Here is a 20,039-nt window from a genome sequence, read left to right as displayed (position 1 = left end):
TTTAATCCTCTAAGAAATAAGTCCGAACTTGAGCAGTAAAATCACCAGCTTGGGTTGGGTCGTCATAACGTCCAATATTCATTAACTCGTCACCAGAGAACTTTTCACCAGTTTCCTGATCAACGTAAATGCCCTCGGGGATTAAACCAACTAGTTTGGTAATCGTAAAATTCTGTTGTGATGAGGCAAGTAGCCTAAAATGATAAACTAAAACATCATTACCATTTGGACTAACAAATTCCCACGCAGCCTCATTACTCAAGAATGGATCCTTTAGACGATAAAAATCACCATATTGAATTAGATGGCGGTACTCTTTATAGAAAGCAACTTGCTGTTTAACTATCTCTTTCTCTTCTGCCGACATTTGTTGGACATCTAGTTCATAACCAAAGACACCTGAGCTAGCAACATCACCTCTCGTTTCTAATGACGTTATTCGTTGTGTTTGAGGATTTGGGACTGCCGCCACATGAGCAGTCATGCTAGATACCGGATAGCCAAATGTCGTCCCATACTGAATTCTAATTCGCTCAGCAGCATCGGTACTATCTGAGGTCCATGTTTGTGGGAAGTAATAAAGCATCCCCGCATCAAAACGACCACCACCACTTGAACAACCTTCAAATAAAATATCAGGATAACGCTTGGTCAACCGATCCACTAAATCATAGACACCAAGAATATAACGATGAGCCACCTCACCTTGTTGCTCACTATTTAGAACAGTAGAGTAAACTTCTGTCATATGACGATTCATATCCCACTTAATATAATCAATTGGTACCCGATCAAGAATTGCAGTCATTTGTTCATAAATATTTTCGACAACTTCTGGTCGAGAAAAATCCAAAACGTATTGATCTCTTGAAAGTGACATTGGTCGATTCGGAATATGAATTGCATAGTCTGGATGTTGACGATACAAATCAGAATTTTCTGAAATCATCTCAGGTTCAAACCATAAACCAAAGGCCATATTCTTAGCATGTACCTTTTCAGCTAGGCCACGCAAGCCACCACCACTAGCTAGCTTACTTGTGTATTCATACCAATCTCCTAATGACCGACGATCATCGTCACGTTGACCAAACCAACCATCGTCTAACACAAACATTTCGATTCCCAATGGGGCAGCTTCATCTAAAATTGCCTCAATTTTCTTTGCACTGAAATCAAAATAGGTTGCTTCCCAATTATTAATGACAATGGGGCGATCTTGATATTGATGATTACCACGAGCAACACGCTCACGTAACAAGTGATGATATGTTTGTGACATCCCATTTAGCCCTTTATCTGAATAAACCAATATGGCTTCAGGAGATTGGAAACTCTTTTCTGGTGCTAATTGCCAACTAAAACCATCTTCATTGATTCCTGTGACCAAACGAACTTGGTCGATATAATCCTTTTCAAAAGTAAATTGATGATTACCTGAATAGACGAGCTGCACACCAATAGCTTCCCCGGTTTGCTCAGTTGTATTTGGATCAACCGCTACTACAAATGGGTTCATATGATGTGAACTCGCACCACGGCGACTACTGAATTCTGTAATGCCCTGACGCAACGGTGCACGCTCTACTTGACGTTCATGAAATTGTGAACCAGGAAATGAAATGACTTCCATTTCTTGCTTGGGCATATCAAGTTGTAATGATGCGACCTTCTCAATAGAGAATGAATATTCACTTTCATTAAAGACACGAGTTGATCGTGTGATCACTGATCGATCTGCATAAATTGTGTAGTAGAGTACGACCGATGCCCTTAATGTTTTGTCTTTTAGCTTAATTGCTAATGTTTGTGCTTCATCATCTTGTTTTACGTATGTTTGTGGCAAACCTTCTAATTCTGGTTTACCGGAAAAAATCTCATATGAATCATAACGAAAATCAGTTGCCAAAGCCCCATCTGCTGATTTAATAATGATTGCAGGACTCCGAAAATCACCAGTCTGATTACCTGCAAATTCTTGTGGTAAAACATCCTTTGAATAAAAACGATCTACTTCCCCTGGTCGACCAGCCAAATTAGGTGATAGGCCACGTTCATACCTAGGATAATGACGAGACCCATGGTATCCTGTCACCCTTTTCCCAAAATATAGATGACTTAAAATTTCTCCCTCTTCGATTGACATTAAATAAGAAATTGTTTCATTTCTCAGATGGAATGTGCGTTGTGTGTTATCAAATGTGATGACTGCCTTTTCCATATACCCCTCCATAGATGCGATTAATCATCCTTAATCTAGCAAAGTAAAAATAGTTTCTCTATTGATATTGTAACCGCTTGCCGATTAAGTGACAAACATTAAAAAATACTTGCTTTGTCTTATGAAAGCGCTTACAATTAAACAGTTGACAATTTAATAAATTTTAAGGAGAATTTGCGTCATGAAGACTGAAAATAGCAAACAGTCAGCTTTATCACGTTGGTCATATTCCTTTGGAGCATTTGGTAATGATGTGTTTTTCGCAACATTATCAACCTACTTCATCATGTTCGTCACCACTCACTTATTTAGTGGTGGCAATTCAGCAACTAATAATAAAATGATTAGTGCCATTACATTAATCATCTTCTTATTACGTTTCGTAGAGTTAGCAATTGATCCATTTATTGGTAATGCAATTGATAATACCAGAACTCGTTGGGGTAAATTTAAACCTTGGGTGGTTATTGGTGGAACAATTGGTTCGATTGCGTTAATCATTTTATTTACAAGCATGGGTGGTTTGAACAAATCAAATCCAATGGCTTATCTAATTTTATTCGCTATTATCTACATTACGATGGATATCTTCTATTCATTTAAGGACATTGGTTTTTGGTCAATGATCCCTGCTTTAACATTCGATTCACGTGAACGTGAAAAGACGGCTACCTTTGCACGAATTGGTTCAACCCTTGGTGCTAATTTAGTTGGTGTCGTGGTTATGCCTCTGGTTCTATTTTTCTCAGTTAAAAGTAATGGTGGTACCGGAGATACTCGTGGCTGGTTATGGTTCGCCATTATTATTTCTGTTGTTGCCTGGATCAGCGCGATTGCAGTTGGTGTTGGTACAAAAGAAGTTGATTCAGAGCTACGCCAAAACAAAGAAAAAACCACAGTTAAGCAAGTTATTAAGATTTTGGTCAAAAATGACCAATTGATGTGGACGGCTGTTGCTTATGGTCTTTATACAACAGGTATGACGTTGGTTAACTCACTTGAGCTTTACTATTTCACTTTCATTCTAGGTGATGCAAAGTCATTCTCAATCCTAGCAAGCTTGAACGTGGTAACTGGTTTGATTTCTGTTTCATTATTCCCTAAGTTGGCTGATAAGCTAAATCGCCGTAAGCTATTCTTCTGGAGTGTTGGTATCATGCTCTTGGGCTTGGTTGTATTTATCTTTGCTGGTAAATCACTACCCGTTATTCTAGTTGCTGCTGAATTATTCGCCATTCCACAACCACTTGTGTTCTTAGTTGTTCTAATGACTATTTCTGACTCAGTTGAATATGGTCAACTAAAGTTGGGACACCGTGACGAATCATTAACTTTGTCAATCCGTCCCCTACTTGATAAATTAGCTGGTGCCATTTCAAATGGAGTCGTTGGACTAACTGCCGTTGTTGCTGGGATGACTAGTGGTGCAACTGCTGCATCGATTACCCATGCAAATTCATTGACTTTTAAGACAATTATGTTTGGTATTCCAATTATCATTATTGTTGCTGGTGTCTTTGTTTTCTTCAAGAAGGTTACTTTAACAGAAGCAAAGCATGCTGAAATTGTTGATGAACTTGAGCGTACTTGGGGTAAGCAGTTTAACGATACTAACGAAACAGTGACTGAGGTACTACCAGAACTTTCTGCAGGCGAGTCAATCTACTACACGCCGGTCACAGGTACCCTACTACCATTAAGTCGTGTTAATGATAAAGCGTTTGCTTCTGGCGATTTAGGTAAGGGATTTGCAATAAAGCCAGCAGACGGTCGTGTTTATGCACCATTTGATGGTACCATACGTATTGCCTTCTCAACTCGTCATGCTGTCGGTATCGTATCTGACACTGGTATTGTTACATTGATCCACATTGGTTTAGATACTGTTAAGCTACAAGGAACGGGCTTCGTATCCTACTTTGAACGTGGTCAACACGTTAATAAAGGTGATTTATTAATTGAATTCTGGGACAAATCAATCACAGATGCTGGTTTAGATGACACAGTCATTGTAACCATTACCAATTCTGATGATTTGACAACTTTCGAATTACTTGAAGAACCAAATACTTTGATAGAACAGTCAACACCTATCTTGAAGCTTGGTCGCTATTAATTTAATTAACAAAAAAGACCCACAACTTTTCTTTAATTCGAAAAGTTGTGGGTCTTAAAATGTCATCAAAAATAAAATTTTTAATAGACAATCTCAATCATCCATATTCTTTTAACGAGCCCTTGCAGAGCGCAACCGACTATTTGTCATGATCTCAATTTGTCGTAGTGTTGCAGCATCTACATGCAAACCACTTGCTATTTGACCAAACGTCCATGTTGGGTGGCGTTCACAAAGATCATGAAAATGTGCAATTAACTTATCATTTACTTCGGGCTGTGTAATTGTTTGTGGACCCCCAGTCATAAAGTTAGCAACATCTGTCTTCTCGAAACTATAATGTAAACTACTTGGACCCATTGCACCAGTTGCGTAATCCATTGTACTTTTCCTCCCAATTATCAGGCTAAAAATATCAACAACAACTCCTATGCAAACTATACTAACACTTTTAGCAAATAAAATAAAGCTAACTTTACTAGATATAACCTTAAATTTAATTCGTTTTTTATTGTCTTTAAGTTAATAACGACCATTAAATTAAAATAATGTTCGTATATACGTGACATTACGAAATGCAAAACCGTAATTTTTGATGAAAATGGTATAATATGAGCACTATATATTTTTTAAGGAGCTAAAATGTCTACACGTCAAGAATTTATTCGTAATTTTGCCATCATTGCCCATATTGATCATGGTAAGTCGACACTTGCTGATCGAATCATGGAAATGACAAATACCATCTCAGAACGAGAAGCTGAAGATCAACTACTTGATGACTTGAGCGTTGAAAAAGCACATGGTGTCACGGTTAAATCACGAACTGTCCGAAACTACTTCATCGATGAACGCGGTGATGAATACCAATACAACCTTATTGACACTCCAGGACATGTTGATTTCAACTATGAAGTATCCCGCAGTTTATCAGCTACTGACGGTGTGTTGCTACTTGTCGATGCAACTAAAGGTGTTCAAGCACAAACTGTTGCTAACTATCGTCTTGCAAAAGAAGCTAACTTAGTTATTATTCCAATTGTTAATAAAATTGATACAGCTGCTGCGGAAGTTGATGCAACTATCGCGCAACTTGAAGACTTGGATGATGCATTTACACCAGATAACATCATTAAAATCTCTGCTAAAAGTGGTTTACACGTAGATACTGTCCTAACTGCTATTCGTGACCGTATTCCTGCTCCAAAAGGTGATGAACACGCTGATTTACAAGCTCTCGTGTTTGATTCAAAATTTGATCCATATAAAGGTATTATTGTACAGGCGCGAATCGTACAAGGTACTTTAAATAGTAATGATCAGGTATTATTTATGGCTAATCAAATTAAATCAGGCATTAAAGAAATGGGTGTCTTCGCCCCTTTAATGACGCCAATCAAGCAATTAAAATCTGGTGATGTTGGTTTTATTGTGACAGGTATTAAAGACCCTGACGCGGTTAAAGTTGGTGATACGATTACACTTGCAAAACAACCTGTCGCATCAGCCCTACCTGGTTATCAAGATGTTGAGCCAATGGTATACGCCGGACTTTATCCTCGTGGTAGTGAATTTAAAGATTTAAAAATTGGTATTGAAAAATTAGCCCTAAATGATGCCGCCTTTCAATACGAACCTGAACAGTCAGAAGCATTGGGAATGGGGTTCCGTGGTGGCTTTTTAGGTATCTTCCATTTACAAATTATTCGTGAACGATTAAAAGAAGAGTTCGGTCTGGATGTCTTGACCACAATGCCAAATTCAACTTACCGTGTGACCGTTAAAAATGAAGACGAGCCAATCTATGTTGAAAACCCCACCCAATTTCCAGATTATGGCCAAATTGTATTAGTTGAAGAACCATATATGTTAGCCAAAATGACGATGCCAAATGAAATGTTGAATGATGTCATGCGCTTAGCCGAAGGTCGTCGGGGTGAATTAGTAGATTTAGAAACTATCGGTGCCATGCTATTAGTTACTTACCGAATGCCAATTTCTGAAATTGCATATGATTTCTTTAATGAATTAAAGTCGGTTTCACATGGCTTTGCGACCCTTTCAACAACGTTTGATCAATATCAACCCTCAGATTTAGTCAGAATTGACATTGCAATCGACTATGCCAAGATTGATGCCTTGACATTCGTTGTACATCGCTTGAAAGCTAACCGGATGGGCGTTGAGATTGTTGATAAACTTAAAAACCTAATTCCACGTAAATTGCAAGCGATGCCTGTACAAGCAATTGTTGAAGGACGCGCTATTGCTCGTGCAGATGTTCCACCTTTGCGAAAAGCTCAAGCTTCAGGTACTAAAGTATCAAAAAAGCAGCAGCAAATGCGACGTCAAGGTGTTAAAAAAAGTGATATCGAACTACCACAAGCTGTTTTTGATGCGATTTTAGAAATGAATAGTAATTAAATAAGTAAAACCCGCTCATTTTCGTGAGCGGGTTTTACTTATTTAAGATTATTTTTCTAAATCAATTGTCCGACTAATGATGTACACAATGATCGCGCCGATAACTAAAGCAACAAATTCACCTAATGCCGTCCAAGCATAAGTTGCCCAGAATGGTGTTTTTGCAACATAGTATAGCTCAGCAGCAATAACCCACATCATTAAGGTATCGACGATGGTACTGATTGCCAAGCGGGTCACAATATTCGTAACATGCTTTGCTAAGTAATAAGAGATTGATAACATCAATAACGTCTGCAAAGTACCCACAATCATGTCAATAATGCCATACGGTGACCAAATGTTAGCAATAAACACGCCCAGTGTTATCGCAACAATATAACGCTTATTAAATACTGCTAAATGATTAAAGGCCTCAGAAAATCGTAATTGTACCGGTCCATATGATGCAAACGGGATGGCAACGGTTGCCACCACATAAAGTGCGGCAATGACCGCTGTCACCGCAATATTTCTTGCTGAACTAACTTGATGTGTTTTTTGTTCCATAGTTTCTACTACTCCTAGTTTTTTTAAGTGGGATGGTTACGAACCACTGATATCACTGCTATTAAAAATAGCACTATCAAATAAGAATTGCAACTAAGCGACAAAATTAAAAGGATACTGCAACAGGCTGATCCCGAAATGATTCAATTAAAACAGACTGGCAAGTTAATTGAATAATTACATGATTAGAAAAATCTTCACCTAATGCTTTAATCTCAGGGTGTTCTTGTAACATTGTTGCTACTTGATCATCCGCAACAACAGCTGCTGAGACATTCTTTGAACTCAATCTAGCCCCAGTTTGCTTATCATACCATGTTGTTAGAGCAGCCACCCCATTTTGAGCAATGTTTGCTGTCCGCTCTGAATTCGAGTCAGTGACAATATAGAAAACATTCTCATTAACTGTTGATTGTTTGAAAGTTACAATGCTAGCTGTCAATTTCCCATCTGATGCTTTTGTTGCCAGGACAAAAACATTTTCTAGTTTTGCTAACGTCTTATTAAAAATATCATCTCGATCATTATCGGTTTGTCCGCTAAACTTTTTTCGTTGTTTTAAAATAGTCAACGTTGTTAACGGAATAATTAAAATAATATAGCCAACAATAGTTACCAGTATGCCTTGTAACCAAAATTCTCTCACATGAAATAAGTCAACAATTGCTAGTGATATAAAAATAGTGACAAAAAATATAATGAATAATTGTATAAATCTCTTTGGATACATAATTGTTCTCTCCTTCACAAATTAATCTTATCACAAAATAACCGTTCTACTAAACACACATTATTGTTACACTATACATAGTCAGGTAATTAAAAATACCCATTAGTATAAATGTGAGGTCAAAATGATTAAAAAACATACCAAAAACATTCTGATAATTGCTGTATTTGCCTTAATTGTTATTTCTCCGCAAATATACTCCCATAGTTTGATTTTAGGTGCTGATTCACTGTTTCACTTCAATCGTTTCTACGATATGGCTTCACAAATCAATGATCATAATTGGCAGTATTTTGTTTCCATGTATGGTTTTACCCAATCTGGTCGCATTGTCAATGCAATATACGGCCCACTACTTGCTTACCTACATGGTTTTATTTTGTGGCTCACCCGGTCATGGTTCCTTTACCAAATTATTTCTGATTTTATGGTGATGTTTATTGCCGGCTGCATGATGTACTATTTACTTATCCAAAATAAAGTATCTCAACGCTACCTGATGCCATTATCCACACTCTATATGCTTAGTTATGTCATTTTTACTTGGACAATATCACAACAATTTTTAAGTTGGGGAGCCGCAGTTCTACCACTTGGTGTGTCTGTTGCCACACGCTTAGTTCGTGAGAAAGATAATCCAGTAAATATCCTGGAAATGACATTGGCTGTTACTTTGATGTTGCAAACACATGTCCTATCGTCATTGTTATTGATTGTACTTTTAACTATTTTCTTTATTATCGCTATTTTACAATCGACAGATAAAAAAAGGCTTCTTTTACGTACACTCATCGCTGCACTATGTACAATATTTTTAACGGCAAATATTTGGGGCAGTTTTCTTGAGGTATATATGGGAAACCAGCTAATTCCGCCATTTAAAAACAAGACACCGCAGTCACGTGGTAGTGTTGCCTTTCCGATTGATAATCTAAAATTATTTTTCCCATATGTCTTATTATTTGGTTATCAAATTTTTATGACATTAATGCATTGGCGCCATACTACTCTAGTCATCCGAACAGTCACAATAATTGGTACCATTTGCTTAGTATTATCCTCTTCCGTTATCCCTTGGAATACACTCTTTAAAATCCACTTTATTAGTCTGTTTCAGTTCCCATATCGTTTACTGCCAACAGCCATTGTTTTACTTTTATTAGGTTTAGGACTTACCTTAACCACAAGTGACGATTTACTATTTAATAAAAAGCAGTTATCTGTAATTTTAATAACTGCAATAATCTGCATTTTGGCAAATAATATTGGGATTGTCCATAAAAAAGCTGCTATCTGGCATACACCAAAAGTTCTTGCGGATAAAAATAAAATCCATCAAGATGCCACAAAAACAACCATCCGACAAAGTTTCTACGCCAACAAAAGATTGCATGTCCTACTAGATAGTGTTTGGAAACCCACGCCTGATTATCTACCGGTTAATGGTGCGAAAAAGGTGAAAAAGCCCTACAAAAAATACAATGAACAAATTGCCCGACAACAATATACATTTGTAAAGTACGTTGAGAATAAAAAATTGTATATCCTTTGGTATGCAACGAATCCCAACTATAAAACAATTAATGTCATTAAATACGCCCATACGCGATTGAAATTGAACGGCAAACCTTTATCTGCACACGGCTATCAATTAACCAAAATTGGTGCCGTCAAAGTGCGTAGTAAAGTTGGTGAAAATGTTATGCAATTATCTTATCAACCAGCAAAATGGTTTATGAATTTAATGACTGTTAATAAACTATCTTGGTTTATCTTAGCTTGCTACATCGCTTATATTATTTACCAACGGATTAAAAAAAATATGCGTCAAAAGACATTTTGAAGTACCACAAAAAAGCAACCAAATTCACGAAGAATTCGGTTGCTTTTTACTTTTGCTATACAATTAAATAATTATAATTAAATTACTTCTTGTATGCCCACTTCCAATCGAATGGTGCACCAACTGTGTTTGATACAACACCCTTAACCTTAGTGTTCAATAGTGATGGCTTTGATTGGTAATACAATGGTGCAATGGCTGCGTCATCTTGAATAATCTTTTCAGCCTTGGCGTAATCTTGGAAACGCTTTGCCTTATCACTGACATCAGTTGTCTCAGCAGCATTAACAATGTTGTCATAGTCTGTATTCTTCCAACTACCATCGTTGAAATCTGAATCAGACTTATACAAGTCTAAGAATGTTGATGGATCTGCATAATCAGCACCCCAAAGTGTGTTCACGATATCAAACTTCTTAGTCTCTGATAGTGACAAACGTTGCTTAAATGGTACTGTCTTAATCGTTACCTTCAATCCAGGTAGCTTTTCCATTTGTGCCTGAACGAATTCAGCTGAACGCTTAGCCCCATCAGAATCGTCAGTCAAGTATTGCAAGGTAACCTTCTTCTTACCAGTTTCCTTCAAGCCTTGCTTCCACAATTTTTTAGCTTCTTTAAGATCATAACCCGTTGCACTCTTATCAGATGCAACCTTTGCAAAGTCCTTACCTGTTGTTGGATCCTTTGCTAGGTTAGCAGCTGTAAATGAATAGGCTGGCTCACCACTACCAACTAAAATCTTTGATGACATCGTCTCACGGTCAATTGACTTTGACAATGCCTTACGGATGTTCACATTATTCAAAGGCTTACGCTTTTCATTAAATTCAAGATAATCAGTTGTTGCCTGTGAAATAACTGTATAAGCCTTATTTTTCTTTGAAGTCTTAACTTGATCACTTGAAAGCGTTGTGTAATCAACCTTCTTCGACTTGAACAAGTTATAACCTGTATTTTGATCCTTAATCGTTTGTACGGTAATCTTTGGAGTCTTTACAGCACTGGCATCCCAGTAACCGGGATTTCTAACCAAAGAAATCTTGTTATTTGATCCATTCCAGTTCTTCAAGATATATGGTCCAGTTGACAACGTGTACTTAGCTGCTGTTCCGTACTTCTTACCCACCTTTTGGACAAACTTTTCATTTTGAGGATAGAAACCAGCCATTGTCAAAACTGATTCCAATTGTGGCATTTGACGTTCAAGCGTTACTTGCAAGGTCTTATCATCGATGGCCTTAACTCCCAAATCGCTTACAGGCATCTTTCCCTTTTGAATAGCGTCAGCGTTCTTAATACCTGAGAATAAGTAAGCATATTGAGAAGCTGTTTTTGGATCATTAGTACGTTGCCAACCGTAAACAAAGTCTTTAGCAGTCACTGGATCACCATTAGACCACTTCATGTCACGTAAGTGGTAAGTTAAGGTCAATCCGTCAGATGACTTATCTACAGAGGTTGCCGCTGCTAGTTCTGGTGTACCAGTTTTACTAGGACGGTATAAACCTTCACCAGTGGCTTGTAAGTAATTAAAGTCAATGGCAGCTGTTGTCTTAGAAGGATCCATCGTTCCAATATCAGCACTTTCAGTCCAGTTAATCGTCTTATACTTTGCTGCACTGGCTGTTACTGGTACAAAAGTAGATCCTAAAATTACCGCACCAGATAATAAGGCACTCACCTTTAATGCTTTGTTCATAATCATTCCCCGATTCCTAATCAAATTAATTATGTGTAATAAATTTTTCATAATCATATAATAAACTTAAATCATAGTCAACAGAATTTTTAAATTTATTTTAATGTAAAAATATTATCAAACGATAAATCACAATATAAACGTTGATATACCAACATTTATCTATAAAAATAGCATTCATTTTTATTTTGTACTTTTATTTCATAAACTCATTATTTTCTCATTTTTTATTTACTAACAAACCCAATGAATCATTGATAAATAACTTTTTATGCAAAAAAGCAACCAAACCCACGCGGAATTCAGCTGCTTAATATTTAAACTATTTAATTGATATTATTGATTGAACTTATTTTTACAATTGACCCCATGCTTGTGAAGCAATTGATGGGAACAAGTAAACCATGCGCTCTAGTTCAGCAGGACCAAACTTAAACTCAATAGCTGGTAGCAATGCGTTGATGACATCTTCTGCTTTATTCGATACCTCAGTTGCCCCCACTAATTTGTGGTCAGCATCAAAAATAAGCGTATTGTGACCAATTTGCTCTTTTTCAACTTGACGATACCAATCGCCAGCCAAGTCATTTTCAACAATTGTGTATTTATCTGGATTTGCTTGTGCCTCAGCAACAGTCACTCCAGCCTTGGCAATACGAGGTGAAGTAAAGACAACTGATGGAATTACAGGATATTGAATGGCTTCAGTAGTCTCACCGGCAAAAGTGTGCATCAAGTAAGTTGACTCAAAGATTGCTGTTGGCGTTAACTTGGGTTGTACCTTATCAATGACATCACCAGAGGCATAGATATTTGAAACTGAAGTACGAAGATGATCATCCACTTCAATACCCTTTTCGTTAAACTTAACGCCAACTTCTTCAAGACCTAGATCTTCAACATTTGGAATTCGTCCAGTTGCATCTAGCACCCAATCAGTATCAATGTTTAACTCACTACCACGAACAACCAAACCATTCGCACCGCCGACAATTGCTTCCACTTCGACTTCACGAATGAATTTTACACCCTTTGATGTCAAGTCTTTGATAACTAATTCTACATAAGGTTGGTTGTAAGCACGAAGCGCCTTATCACCATGTAAAATAACGGTTACTTCTGACCCAGCTGCTTGTGCCATTGTTGCAAATTCCATTGCAATGTAACCAGCGCCAATAATTGTGACACGCTTAGGCATTTCACTAAGGTTCATAAATTCTTCTGAGTCGTGAGCTAAATCGTCACCTGGGATATTCAAACGATTTGGACGAAGACCTGTTGACAAAACAATGTTTTCGGCCGTTTTTTCTTCGCCATTTACTTTTACTGTATGGTTATCAACTAAGGTGCCTCGACCAAATAGGATATCAACGTTTGAAGAATCCAATAATCCTTGAATAAAATCTGGCAACCCAGCAATCACTTCATGCTTATGTGCCTGATTTTCTGACCAATTAATTGTAACGTCACCAGTTACAATACCGTGAACTTCTTCTAAATGACGCTTTAAAGCAACTGGAGAATCCAAAACGATTTTGGCGTTACATCCACGATTTGGGCATGTTCCCCCAATTAAGTCTTGTTCAACTACAGCTACCTTCTTACCTTTAGCCGCTAGTGGAATTGCCCCGTCAAACGTTCCATGACCACTACCGATATACAATACATCATAATCATATGCTGTCATTCTGTTTCTTCCTCCCGTGGAATTTTACTAAAAATCCTCAATCAGCTGATATCTCTTAAATCAACCGTTACATCTAGTATATAAGAAAAGTATCAGACGTGCATTTATTTTAGCTTAATTTTTTAGGACTTACTTAAAAATTGCCCTTGTTGCCATTGTAATAAACTCTTCAATTTCTGCATCCGAAACTGTTAAACCATTTTGTATGCGTGATTGTAATAGCCATTGCATTGGCTGGATGGTCTGTGCCACAATCAGGTCGACACTACCCGTCACCAATAGCTTTTGACGGTATGCCTGTGTAATAACTGTTAATAGTTCATTATTTAATAATGAACCACTGTTCTGTAAATCTGATGGTAAAAATTGTGGATTTGCTAACATTGCTGCTAGAAATTCAACCTCCTTCACATTATTCCTAAAGCGTGCGGCATATTGCCTTAAAATTAGCGCAAATTGCTCTTTTATGGGCAAATCAACTGCAGGCATTGTCATATTATTAATTAGCAGATTTTGAACCTGTTGAAATAACTTTCCTAATAAGTCTGCTTTGTTGTCATAATAAACATATGCCGTAGCAACCGATACTCCCGCCCGCTTGGCCATTTTATTAATACTTAAATTGATGATTCCTTGTTCCGCAACTAAATCAATAGCTGCCTTTGATAAAGCTGATATTTTGTTCTCATCTCGTTGTCTCATATCTCTATTTTAGCCTGTTTAATCTAAAAAAATAAGAGTGAACATGTAAATTTCTGTTCACTCTTATCATTTTGTTTTAAAATCAGCTGATTTATTCAGCACTTGCGAGATATTTAATGAAACGGTCTAATCCAGCTTGACCGTTAGCATCATCCTTATATACACCAGCATCCTCAAGCACACGAACAAACACTTTACCAACTTCTTCTTGTACAATTTCTGTAACTGTCGTTGGACTTGCTTGACGATCCTGCTTAATTTGTTGTGCCCAAGCACGGTGACCTTCAGCAACTTCATCAAGTGATGCGCGGTCAATTAAGAAGTCTTCAACTTTCTGAAGTTCCTTTAAGAGACGTGCAGGCAAAATAGCCAATCCCATCACCTCAATCAAACCAATATTTTCTTGCTTGATGTGTTGTACATCTGCATGGGGATGAAAAATTCCCATAGGATAATCTTCAGAAGTCCCATTATCACGAAGAACCAAGTACAACTCGTACTTGCCATCCTTAAACTGAGCAATTGGTGTAACCGTATGTTGACGATCACCCTCAGCACTAGTTGCATGAATCATTAGCTTTTCATCAGAGTACTTTTCCCAAGCACGACGAATAAATTCACTCGCAGCAACAACATCTGCCGCATCAGTCGAAGAAACTCGGAACGCAGTCATCGGCCAGTTTAATACAGCAACCTCAACATTTTCATATTCCGATAAGGCAACCTTTTGTTTCACATCTGCCTTCATCATTGGAAATGCATGACGTCCCGCTTGATAATGTTCTTGTGACAAAATTGATCCACCCACGATTGGTAAGTCAGCATTTGAACCAACCATATACATTGGATAACGTGTCACAATTTGCATCAAACGCGTAAATGTTCGTAGACCCATTTGCATTGGCTGACGTTTGAAGTTCACGAAAATAGCGTGTTCTTCAAAATATGCATATGGTGAGTAATGCCATCCCCAGGTTTCATTACTGAAATTTTCACGAATAAAACGATGTGTTAAACGTGGTGCCGCAGTTACTGTACCAAGATACCCTTCGTTAGTATAATCTAACGCAGTTGGTGGATAAGTTGATTTTGGTGCACTAGCGGCTGCTTTAATCTCAGCAGTTGTCTTTTCAGGCTTTGAAAGATTGATCGTAATTTCAATATCACCATACTTTGAATTATGGGTAAAAGCAATATTACGAGCAATATCCTTCACTTTAACGTTTTCGACTGATTCACTAATAAAGTAGTAATACTTCACTGCTTGTTCAGGATCAACCTTATACAAACGCTCAAACTCAGCTGCCAATACATCTGGTGTTGGTGTCACAATATTTAGCAATTCCGTACGATCAATGGCTGCTTGCCATCCCATCTCAAAATCAGTATCTTGGACTGCAATCAATTGATCAGCTAAATCACTTAAATTAGTGTCTGTATGACCTGTCAAACCTTGAACCAGGCTATTAGCACCCAGCTTGGCTAACACAAGATTCGTCCGATAAACCGTTTCAGCTTCTGAATAAGCATGCATGGCTACTCCCCACGCAACGAAATCCATTACAGCTTGACTTTGTTCTTCATTCAATGACTTCATTTTAAAACTTCGGCCTCCTACAAGGCATGGGTACCATCAACAATATCAGCGACAAAGAATGATGCTTGATAACCAATCTTTTCATCGTATACTTTACCAACAGCTGCAGCAAAGTTGTCAGCTTCAGATTTAGCAACTAACGCAATTGCACTACCACCAAATCCAGCACCAGTCATACGAGCACCTAGGACACCTGGTTGTGCCATCGCAGCTGAAACTAAGGTATCTAACTCAATACCTGTCACTTCGTAATCGTCACGTAATGAATTATGTGACTCTGTCAATAATTCACCAAAGCGCTTCATATCATGTTCTGATAAGGCTTTCTTTGCCAATACAGTACGTTCATTTTCAGCAACTGCATGACGAGCACGACGTTGGTTAACTGGGCTGCTGATATGATCAACAATCTTTTCAAATTCTTCAGTCGTCAAATCACCTAGTGACTTAATATCAGCGACAGCTTGTAATTCTTCAAGTGCCTTTTGTGTTTCAGCACGGCGCTCATTATACTTTGAATCTACCAATTCACGCTTTTTGTTGGTGGTCATGATAACTAGCTCATAGTCACCAAAATCAGCTGGCACCATTTCGTAGTCCATTGTGTTTGTATCCAAGAAAATTGCTTGTTTCTCTTGACCAAAGGCAACGGCAAATTGATCCATGATTCCAGTTTGAAGACCAAGATAATCATTTTCTACTGCTTGACCAAGCTTTACCAATGACAAGGTATCCATACCAAAATCAAACAAATCATTCAACATAACACCAATTAACAACTCTAATGATGCTGATGATGACAAACCAGAAGCAGTTGGCATATCACCAACAATGGCTAGATTAAATCCACGTGGTACTTCATGACCCAGTTTACTTAATTCACTGATCACACCGCGTACATACTTTACCCAACTATCATATTGACGAAGCTTCAAATCATCCTTTGCAAAAGAAACCATGCCAGCATCCTTGAAGTTTGCTGAAAATGCATGAATTTCATTATCATCACGAAGTGAAACTGCTGCGTATGTTCCAACACTAATAGCAGCTGGGAACACATGACCACCATTGTAATCAGTATGCTCACCAATTAAGTTAACACGACCTGGTGAGAAGAAAAAGTGTTCTGCTGGATGACCAAAACGACGCTCGAATGATTCGCCTAATTCTTTTGTAAGAGTCATAATTAAATACCTTTAAAATTCCTTTTTTAAATTAATTCTTTTCTGCTTCTTCTTTACGTAAACGTTCCTCAAGTTGACAAACGATCTCAGCGTGCTTCTTTTCAGTCAACTTAACCTTGAACCAGTAAATAAGTACTGAGATGATAATCAAAGCGATTGGAATATAGAACATAAACAAGTTAAATGATTGCATACCAGCGGCAGTGATATCTTCAGGCTTTGCTGAACCAGTCATACCTGCAGCAACAGCGGCAATACCAACGATACCATTTGCAAAGGCACCAGCTAACTTGTCAATCAATGGACGTAGTGACAATGTCACTGATTCATTACGAACACCTAACTTCAATTGTCCATACTCAACAGAGTCAGTAATTGTCATCAAAACAACCAAGAACAAGATTGGATATGGTGAGAAGAACAACGTAATAGCTAGCAATACCAATGGCAAGCTATTTGATGAGAATAGGAATAGTGCATAACCAACAAGCATGATGATTGCACCTGTCGTAAAGATTGTACGACGTGAGAAAAACTTTGATAATGTTGGGAAGATCGCAACGGCAATAATTCCTTCAATAGCTGTAAAGATTCCAACTAAGTAGAACTTGTCCCCTGCACCCATGACATACTTGAAGTAGTACAACAACATTGAGTTAGTTGAAACGTAAGCTAGGGCGAACAAGAAGTATGACAATGCTTGCCACATCAATTGATCGTTCTTCGCTACGGCAGTAAAGATAGCCTTAATACCTGACTTTTCAGTGTTCTTACGGATGATGTTATCTTCTTCTTTAGTTCCCCAAACCGTTAGCATAACACCAAGATAAGCAACAACAGCGATAACAATTGCGAACCAGAACCATCCAGTCTTAGTTTCAGCATGTGAACCAACAAATGCTAGTGAGAACATTGTTACCAAAGGAATAACAACAATTTGTACACCTTGTTGACCTAAGGTTGATCCGAAACGAGCAATTGTTCCAAACTTTTCACGCTTCTTACTATCCAATGACAAGGCTGGTAACATTGACCAGAAAGCCACGTCCTTGAATGAATAGAAAGCATCCAAAGTAATGAATACGATTCCAAACAAGACAATGTATAGTACTGGGTGGCTAACGTTTAATCCACCAAAGTCGGTAAAGATAACAACCAATAGAATTGAACTGATTAATCCAGCAACAACCAACCATGGCTTAAACTTTCCCCAACGTGTACGTGTGTTATCAACAACACCACCAATAACTGGGTCGAAAATAATTTCTACAATACGAAGTGCAACAATCAAACCAGTGACCCAACCGATCATCTTGTCGTTAAACCCTGCATCCGAAGTGTTAAACAACTGACTTGTCACGAACATCATAAAGTATGTACTTAATGTTGCATAAAATGCATCGTGACCAAAAGCTCCTGCCGCGTAGGACAAGTACTGTTTTACCTGTTTCATAATATAATTCCTCCAAAGCACATCTGTGCATATCTACATTATTAATGATAAAGCGCTTTCAAAATTATATTTGCTTAATTTGAACCAAAAAAAAGGACAAATTGAAATTATGCTCACTTTGTTTCAAATGGATTTTTTGTCATTATGTTTGCCATTTTCTAAAATTAAGTGGTGTTACGCCAGTTTCTCGCTTAAAAATTCGACTGAAATATGCGGCATCACGAAAGCCACTTTCGTTGGCAACAGCGACAACGCGCAGATGTTTTTGAGAAACTAATAATTTCTTAGCATGGCTAATCCTAATTTGAAGTAAGTACTCTTGTGGGCTCAGATGCATAATTTTTTGAAACACCCGATCTAAATATTGTGGTGTCACATTTAAATGTTTTGCGACTGATGTAATCGTCAATTGCGTCGCAAAATTTTCAGACATATAGGTCATAGCTGGTTTAACATAGCGAATAAAATCAGGATGATTAACATTGACATGATATGATTCTTCACGTCCCAATGATAACAGTAGATAATACGATAAAGCTGATACCCATTCATTATCGACTGGATTTGAGTCTAATGTTGCAATAATCTTTTCCACTTGCTGGACAAACTCAACCCCTCTTTCAGGAGGGATATAGACATAATCGTGATTCATCATTTGTTGATTAAAATCATCCGCAAATTTTCCTTGGAAAGTCACAAAAATCACTTCCCACGGCTCATTGATATTAGCTGATTCATAGCGATGGGCAACGCCAGGAGATACTAATACACCTGCTTTTTCTGGTAAAACCAAGTGTGTATCACCAATCCAAAAGTCACCAACCCCTTTCTCGGTTTGCAACCAATGAAAGTGTGGAAATCCCTGATATCTAATAATTTGATCCTGTGGCCATTCGGCACCGATATGTTCAACTGTGACCGGAAAATCATTAGCATCTAAATTAAAATAGGCACGCATATATTTTCCTCACTTTGTTCTTAATAATGTCACTATTCATGATATCTCCACTATCGAATTTGATACTCATATAATTAGACATCTACTCATTATTTTAGCTTATTACTGATATTTTTCATAATTTTGATTTGTGCAATTTGCTTTTTTTAATTTTTACTTATAAAATGTAATTAAATAGTATTATTAATTGGGAGGTTTTTTATGACTAAAGTTGGTATTATTGGTGCTACTGGTATGGCGGGTTCAGCAACATTTAAAGCTGCTCAAAACGCTGGTCTTGATGTCACAGCAATTGTCCGCAATGCCGATAAGGCAAAACAAAATTTAGGTTCCGATATTCAAATTCTCGAAACCGATGCTTTTAATTTAACAAAATCTGATTTAGAGCAATTTGATGTTGTTGTAGATGCCTTTGCAACCGCACCAGAACAAGCCTATCTGCATACAGATTTAGCGGCACATTTAGTTGCTGTACTTCGTGAAACAGATTCACCACGTTTAATCTTTATTTTGGGTGCCGGTAGCTCATTTGTTGGCAATGGTGAGCAACGCCACTATGCCTATGATGATATCAAAGCTGATCCAAACAATGCTGCTTGGCAAAGCATTCCAGAAAACCAACTATATGAGTTGAATTTCTTAAAGGACGTTAAAAATGTTAACTGGACTGGTATTTCTCCAGGACAACTATTTGTCCCAGGAGAGTTAGCAACAAAAATACTTTATGGTAAAGATGACATGCTATTTGATGAACAGGGACGTTCACAAACAACTAGTGAGACAATGGCCAAGGCCATTATTGACGAAATCATTACCCCCGCTCATAAGCAAGAACGTTTTATCGTAACAAACGGTTAAAATTCAATTATCTTTCGG

General features: G+C 37.6%; 15 protein-coding genes and 1 riboswitch. Of the genes, 4 read left to right on the top strand and 11 right to left on the bottom strand.

What is annotated here, in order from left to right; genetic code table 11:
* Position 1: 1 nt before the first annotated feature.
* Positions 2 to 2,221, bottom strand: coding sequence for an alpha-galactosidase (locus QRX23_RS04460; RefSeq protein ID WP_330156049.1), 2,220 nt, complete (start codon positions 2,219 to 2,221; stop codon positions 2 to 4).
* A gap of 181 nt (positions 2,222 to 2,402) precedes the next feature.
* Here QRX23_RS04460 and QRX23_RS04455 point away from each other — a divergent pair, with 181 nt between their 5' ends.
* Complete coding sequence (locus QRX23_RS04455; protein ID WP_330156048.1) at positions 2,403 to 4,337, top strand: glycoside-pentoside-hexuronide (GPH):cation symporter; 1,935 nt, start codon at positions 2,403 to 2,405, stop codon at positions 4,335 to 4,337.
* Between the two features lie 111 nt (positions 4,338 to 4,448).
* Here QRX23_RS04455 and QRX23_RS04450 read toward each other — a convergent pair whose 3' ends face one another.
* Positions 4,449 to 4,718 (bottom strand): hypothetical protein, encoded by a 270-nt coding sequence (locus QRX23_RS04450; protein WP_002827312.1) that lies wholly within the window; start codon positions 4,716 to 4,718, stop codon positions 4,449 to 4,451.
* Positions 4,719 to 4,979: 261 nt separating this feature from the next.
* Here QRX23_RS04450 and lepA point away from each other — a divergent pair, with 261 nt between their 5' ends.
* Entirely contained in the window at positions 4,980 to 6,761 is a 1,782-nt protein-coding gene (gene lepA, locus QRX23_RS04445; protein WP_330156047.1) for a translation elongation factor 4, read from the top strand.
* Positions 6,762 to 6,809: 48 nt separating this feature from the next.
* Here the strand turns inward: lepA and QRX23_RS04440 are convergent, their stop codons facing one another.
* Positions 6,810 to 7,310: a QueT transporter family protein gene (locus QRX23_RS04440; protein ID WP_330156046.1), complete on the bottom strand. Its 501-nt coding sequence runs from the start codon at positions 7,308 to 7,310 to the stop codon at positions 6,810 to 6,812.
* 8 nt (positions 7,311 to 7,318) lie between these two features.
* Positions 7,319 to 7,363, bottom strand: a riboswitch (PreQ1 riboswitch).
* Between the two features lie 53 nt (positions 7,364 to 7,416).
* Entirely contained in the window at positions 7,417 to 8,040 is a 624-nt protein-coding gene (locus QRX23_RS04435; RefSeq protein ID WP_330156045.1) for a pyridoxamine 5'-phosphate oxidase family protein, read from the bottom strand.
* A 124-nt stretch (positions 8,041 to 8,164) separates the two neighbouring features.
* On the opposite strand from QRX23_RS04435, the gene QRX23_RS04430 reads away from it, so the two are divergent.
* Complete coding sequence (locus QRX23_RS04430) at positions 8,165 to 9,883, top strand: hypothetical protein (RefSeq protein WP_330156044.1); 1,719 nt, start codon at positions 8,165 to 8,167, stop codon at positions 9,881 to 9,883.
* An 82-nt stretch (positions 9,884 to 9,965) separates the two neighbouring features.
* Here the strand turns inward: QRX23_RS04430 and QRX23_RS04425 are convergent, their stop codons facing one another.
* From QRX23_RS04425 to QRX23_RS04395, 7 genes are all read right to left on the bottom strand, one after another.
* On the bottom strand, positions 9,966 to 11,582 hold the full coding sequence (locus QRX23_RS04425) for a peptide ABC transporter substrate-binding protein (RefSeq protein WP_330156043.1): 1,617 nt from the start codon (positions 11,580 to 11,582) through the stop codon (positions 9,966 to 9,968).
* A gap of 355 nt (positions 11,583 to 11,937) precedes the next feature.
* Positions 11,938 to 13,269 (bottom strand): dihydrolipoyl dehydrogenase family protein, encoded by a 1,332-nt coding sequence (locus QRX23_RS04420; protein ID WP_330156042.1) that lies wholly within the window; start codon positions 13,267 to 13,269, stop codon positions 11,938 to 11,940.
* Between the two features lie 129 nt (positions 13,270 to 13,398).
* Positions 13,399 to 13,971, bottom strand: coding sequence for a TetR/AcrR family transcriptional regulator (locus QRX23_RS04415; RefSeq protein ID WP_002827324.1), 573 nt, complete (start codon positions 13,969 to 13,971; stop codon positions 13,399 to 13,401).
* A gap of 91 nt (positions 13,972 to 14,062) precedes the next feature.
* Positions 14,063 to 15,568 (bottom strand): UDP-glucose--hexose-1-phosphate uridylyltransferase, encoded by a 1,506-nt coding sequence (locus QRX23_RS04410; protein ID WP_330156041.1) that lies wholly within the window; start codon positions 15,566 to 15,568, stop codon positions 14,063 to 14,065.
* A gap of 17 nt (positions 15,569 to 15,585) precedes the next feature.
* Complete coding sequence (locus tag QRX23_RS04405) at positions 15,586 to 16,752, bottom strand: galactokinase (RefSeq protein WP_150222802.1); 1,167 nt, start codon at positions 16,750 to 16,752, stop codon at positions 15,586 to 15,588.
* Between the two features lie 31 nt (positions 16,753 to 16,783).
* Positions 16,784 to 18,205 carry a glycoside-pentoside-hexuronide (GPH):cation symporter gene (locus tag QRX23_RS04400; RefSeq protein WP_330156040.1) on the bottom strand — a complete coding sequence of 474 codons (1,422 nt, stop codon included), beginning with the start codon at positions 18,203 to 18,205 and terminating at the stop codon, positions 16,784 to 16,786.
* 142 nt (positions 18,206 to 18,347) lie between these two features.
* Entirely contained in the window at positions 18,348 to 19,163 is an 816-nt protein-coding gene (locus tag QRX23_RS04395; protein ID WP_150190738.1) for an AraC family transcriptional regulator, read from the bottom strand.
* 201 nt (positions 19,164 to 19,364) lie between these two features.
* On the opposite strand from QRX23_RS04395, the gene QRX23_RS04390 reads away from it, so the two are divergent.
* Positions 19,365 to 20,021: an NAD(P)H-binding protein gene (locus tag QRX23_RS04390; RefSeq protein WP_131473631.1), complete on the top strand. Its 657-nt coding sequence runs from the start codon at positions 19,365 to 19,367 to the stop codon at positions 20,019 to 20,021.
* Positions 20,022 to 20,039: the final 18 nt, after the last annotated feature.

Source organism: Weissella paramesenteroides (genome assembly GCF_036327715.1).
GTDB lineage: Bacteria > Bacillota > Bacilli > Lactobacillales > Lactobacillaceae > Weissella > Weissella paramesenteroides.
The sequence above is the reverse complement of the archived record's forward strand: the minus strand, read 5'-3'. Positions and strand labels throughout refer to the sequence as shown.

Excerpts from the sequence above, each read along its gene's own strand:
- QRX23_RS04410 (WP_330156041.1), bottom strand. The coding sequence starts at position 15,568 with ATGAAGTCATTGAATGAAGAACAAAGTCAAGCTGTAATGGATTTCGTT.
- QRX23_RS04425 (WP_330156043.1), bottom strand. The coding sequence starts at position 11,582 with ATGAACAAAGCATTAAAGGTGAGTGCCTTATTATCTGGTGCGGTAATT.
- QRX23_RS04400 (WP_330156040.1), bottom strand. The coding sequence starts at position 18,205 with ATGAAACAGGTAAAACAGTACTTGTCCTACGCGGCAGGAGCTTTTGGT.
- QRX23_RS04460 (WP_330156049.1), bottom strand. The coding sequence starts at position 2,221 with ATGGAAAAGGCAGTCATCACATTTGATAACACACAACGCACATTCCAT.
- QRX23_RS04405 (WP_150222802.1), bottom strand. The coding sequence starts at position 16,752 with ATGACTCTTACAAAAGAATTAGGCGAATCATTCGAGCGTCGTTTTGGT.
- QRX23_RS04455 (WP_330156048.1), top strand. The coding sequence starts at position 2,403 with ATGAAGACTGAAAATAGCAAACAGTCAGCTTTATCACGTTGGTCATAT.
- QRX23_RS04395 (WP_150190738.1), bottom strand. The coding sequence starts at position 19,163 with ATGCGTGCCTATTTTAATTTAGATGCTAATGATTTTCCGGTCACAGTT.
- lepA (WP_330156047.1), top strand. The coding sequence starts at position 4,980 with ATGTCTACACGTCAAGAATTTATTCGTAATTTTGCCATCATTGCCCAT.
- QRX23_RS04435 (WP_330156045.1), bottom strand. The coding sequence starts at position 8,040 with ATGTATCCAAAGAGATTTATACAATTATTCATTATATTTTTTGTCACT.
- QRX23_RS04440 (WP_330156046.1), bottom strand. The coding sequence starts at position 7,310 with ATGGAACAAAAAACACATCAAGTTAGTTCAGCAAGAAATATTGCGGTG.
- QRX23_RS04415 (WP_002827324.1), bottom strand. The coding sequence starts at position 13,971 with ATGAGACAACGAGATGAGAACAAAATATCAGCTTTATCAAAGGCAGCT.
- QRX23_RS04430 (WP_330156044.1), top strand. The coding sequence starts at position 8,165 with ATGATTAAAAAACATACCAAAAACATTCTGATAATTGCTGTATTTGCC.
- QRX23_RS04390 (WP_131473631.1), top strand. The coding sequence starts at position 19,365 with ATGACTAAAGTTGGTATTATTGGTGCTACTGGTATGGCGGGTTCAGCA.
- QRX23_RS04420 (WP_330156042.1), bottom strand. The coding sequence starts at position 13,269 with ATGACAGCATATGATTATGATGTATTGTATATCGGTAGTGGTCATGGA.
- QRX23_RS04450 (WP_002827312.1), bottom strand. The coding sequence starts at position 4,718 with ATGGATTACGCAACTGGTGCAATGGGTCCAAGTAGTTTACATTATAGT.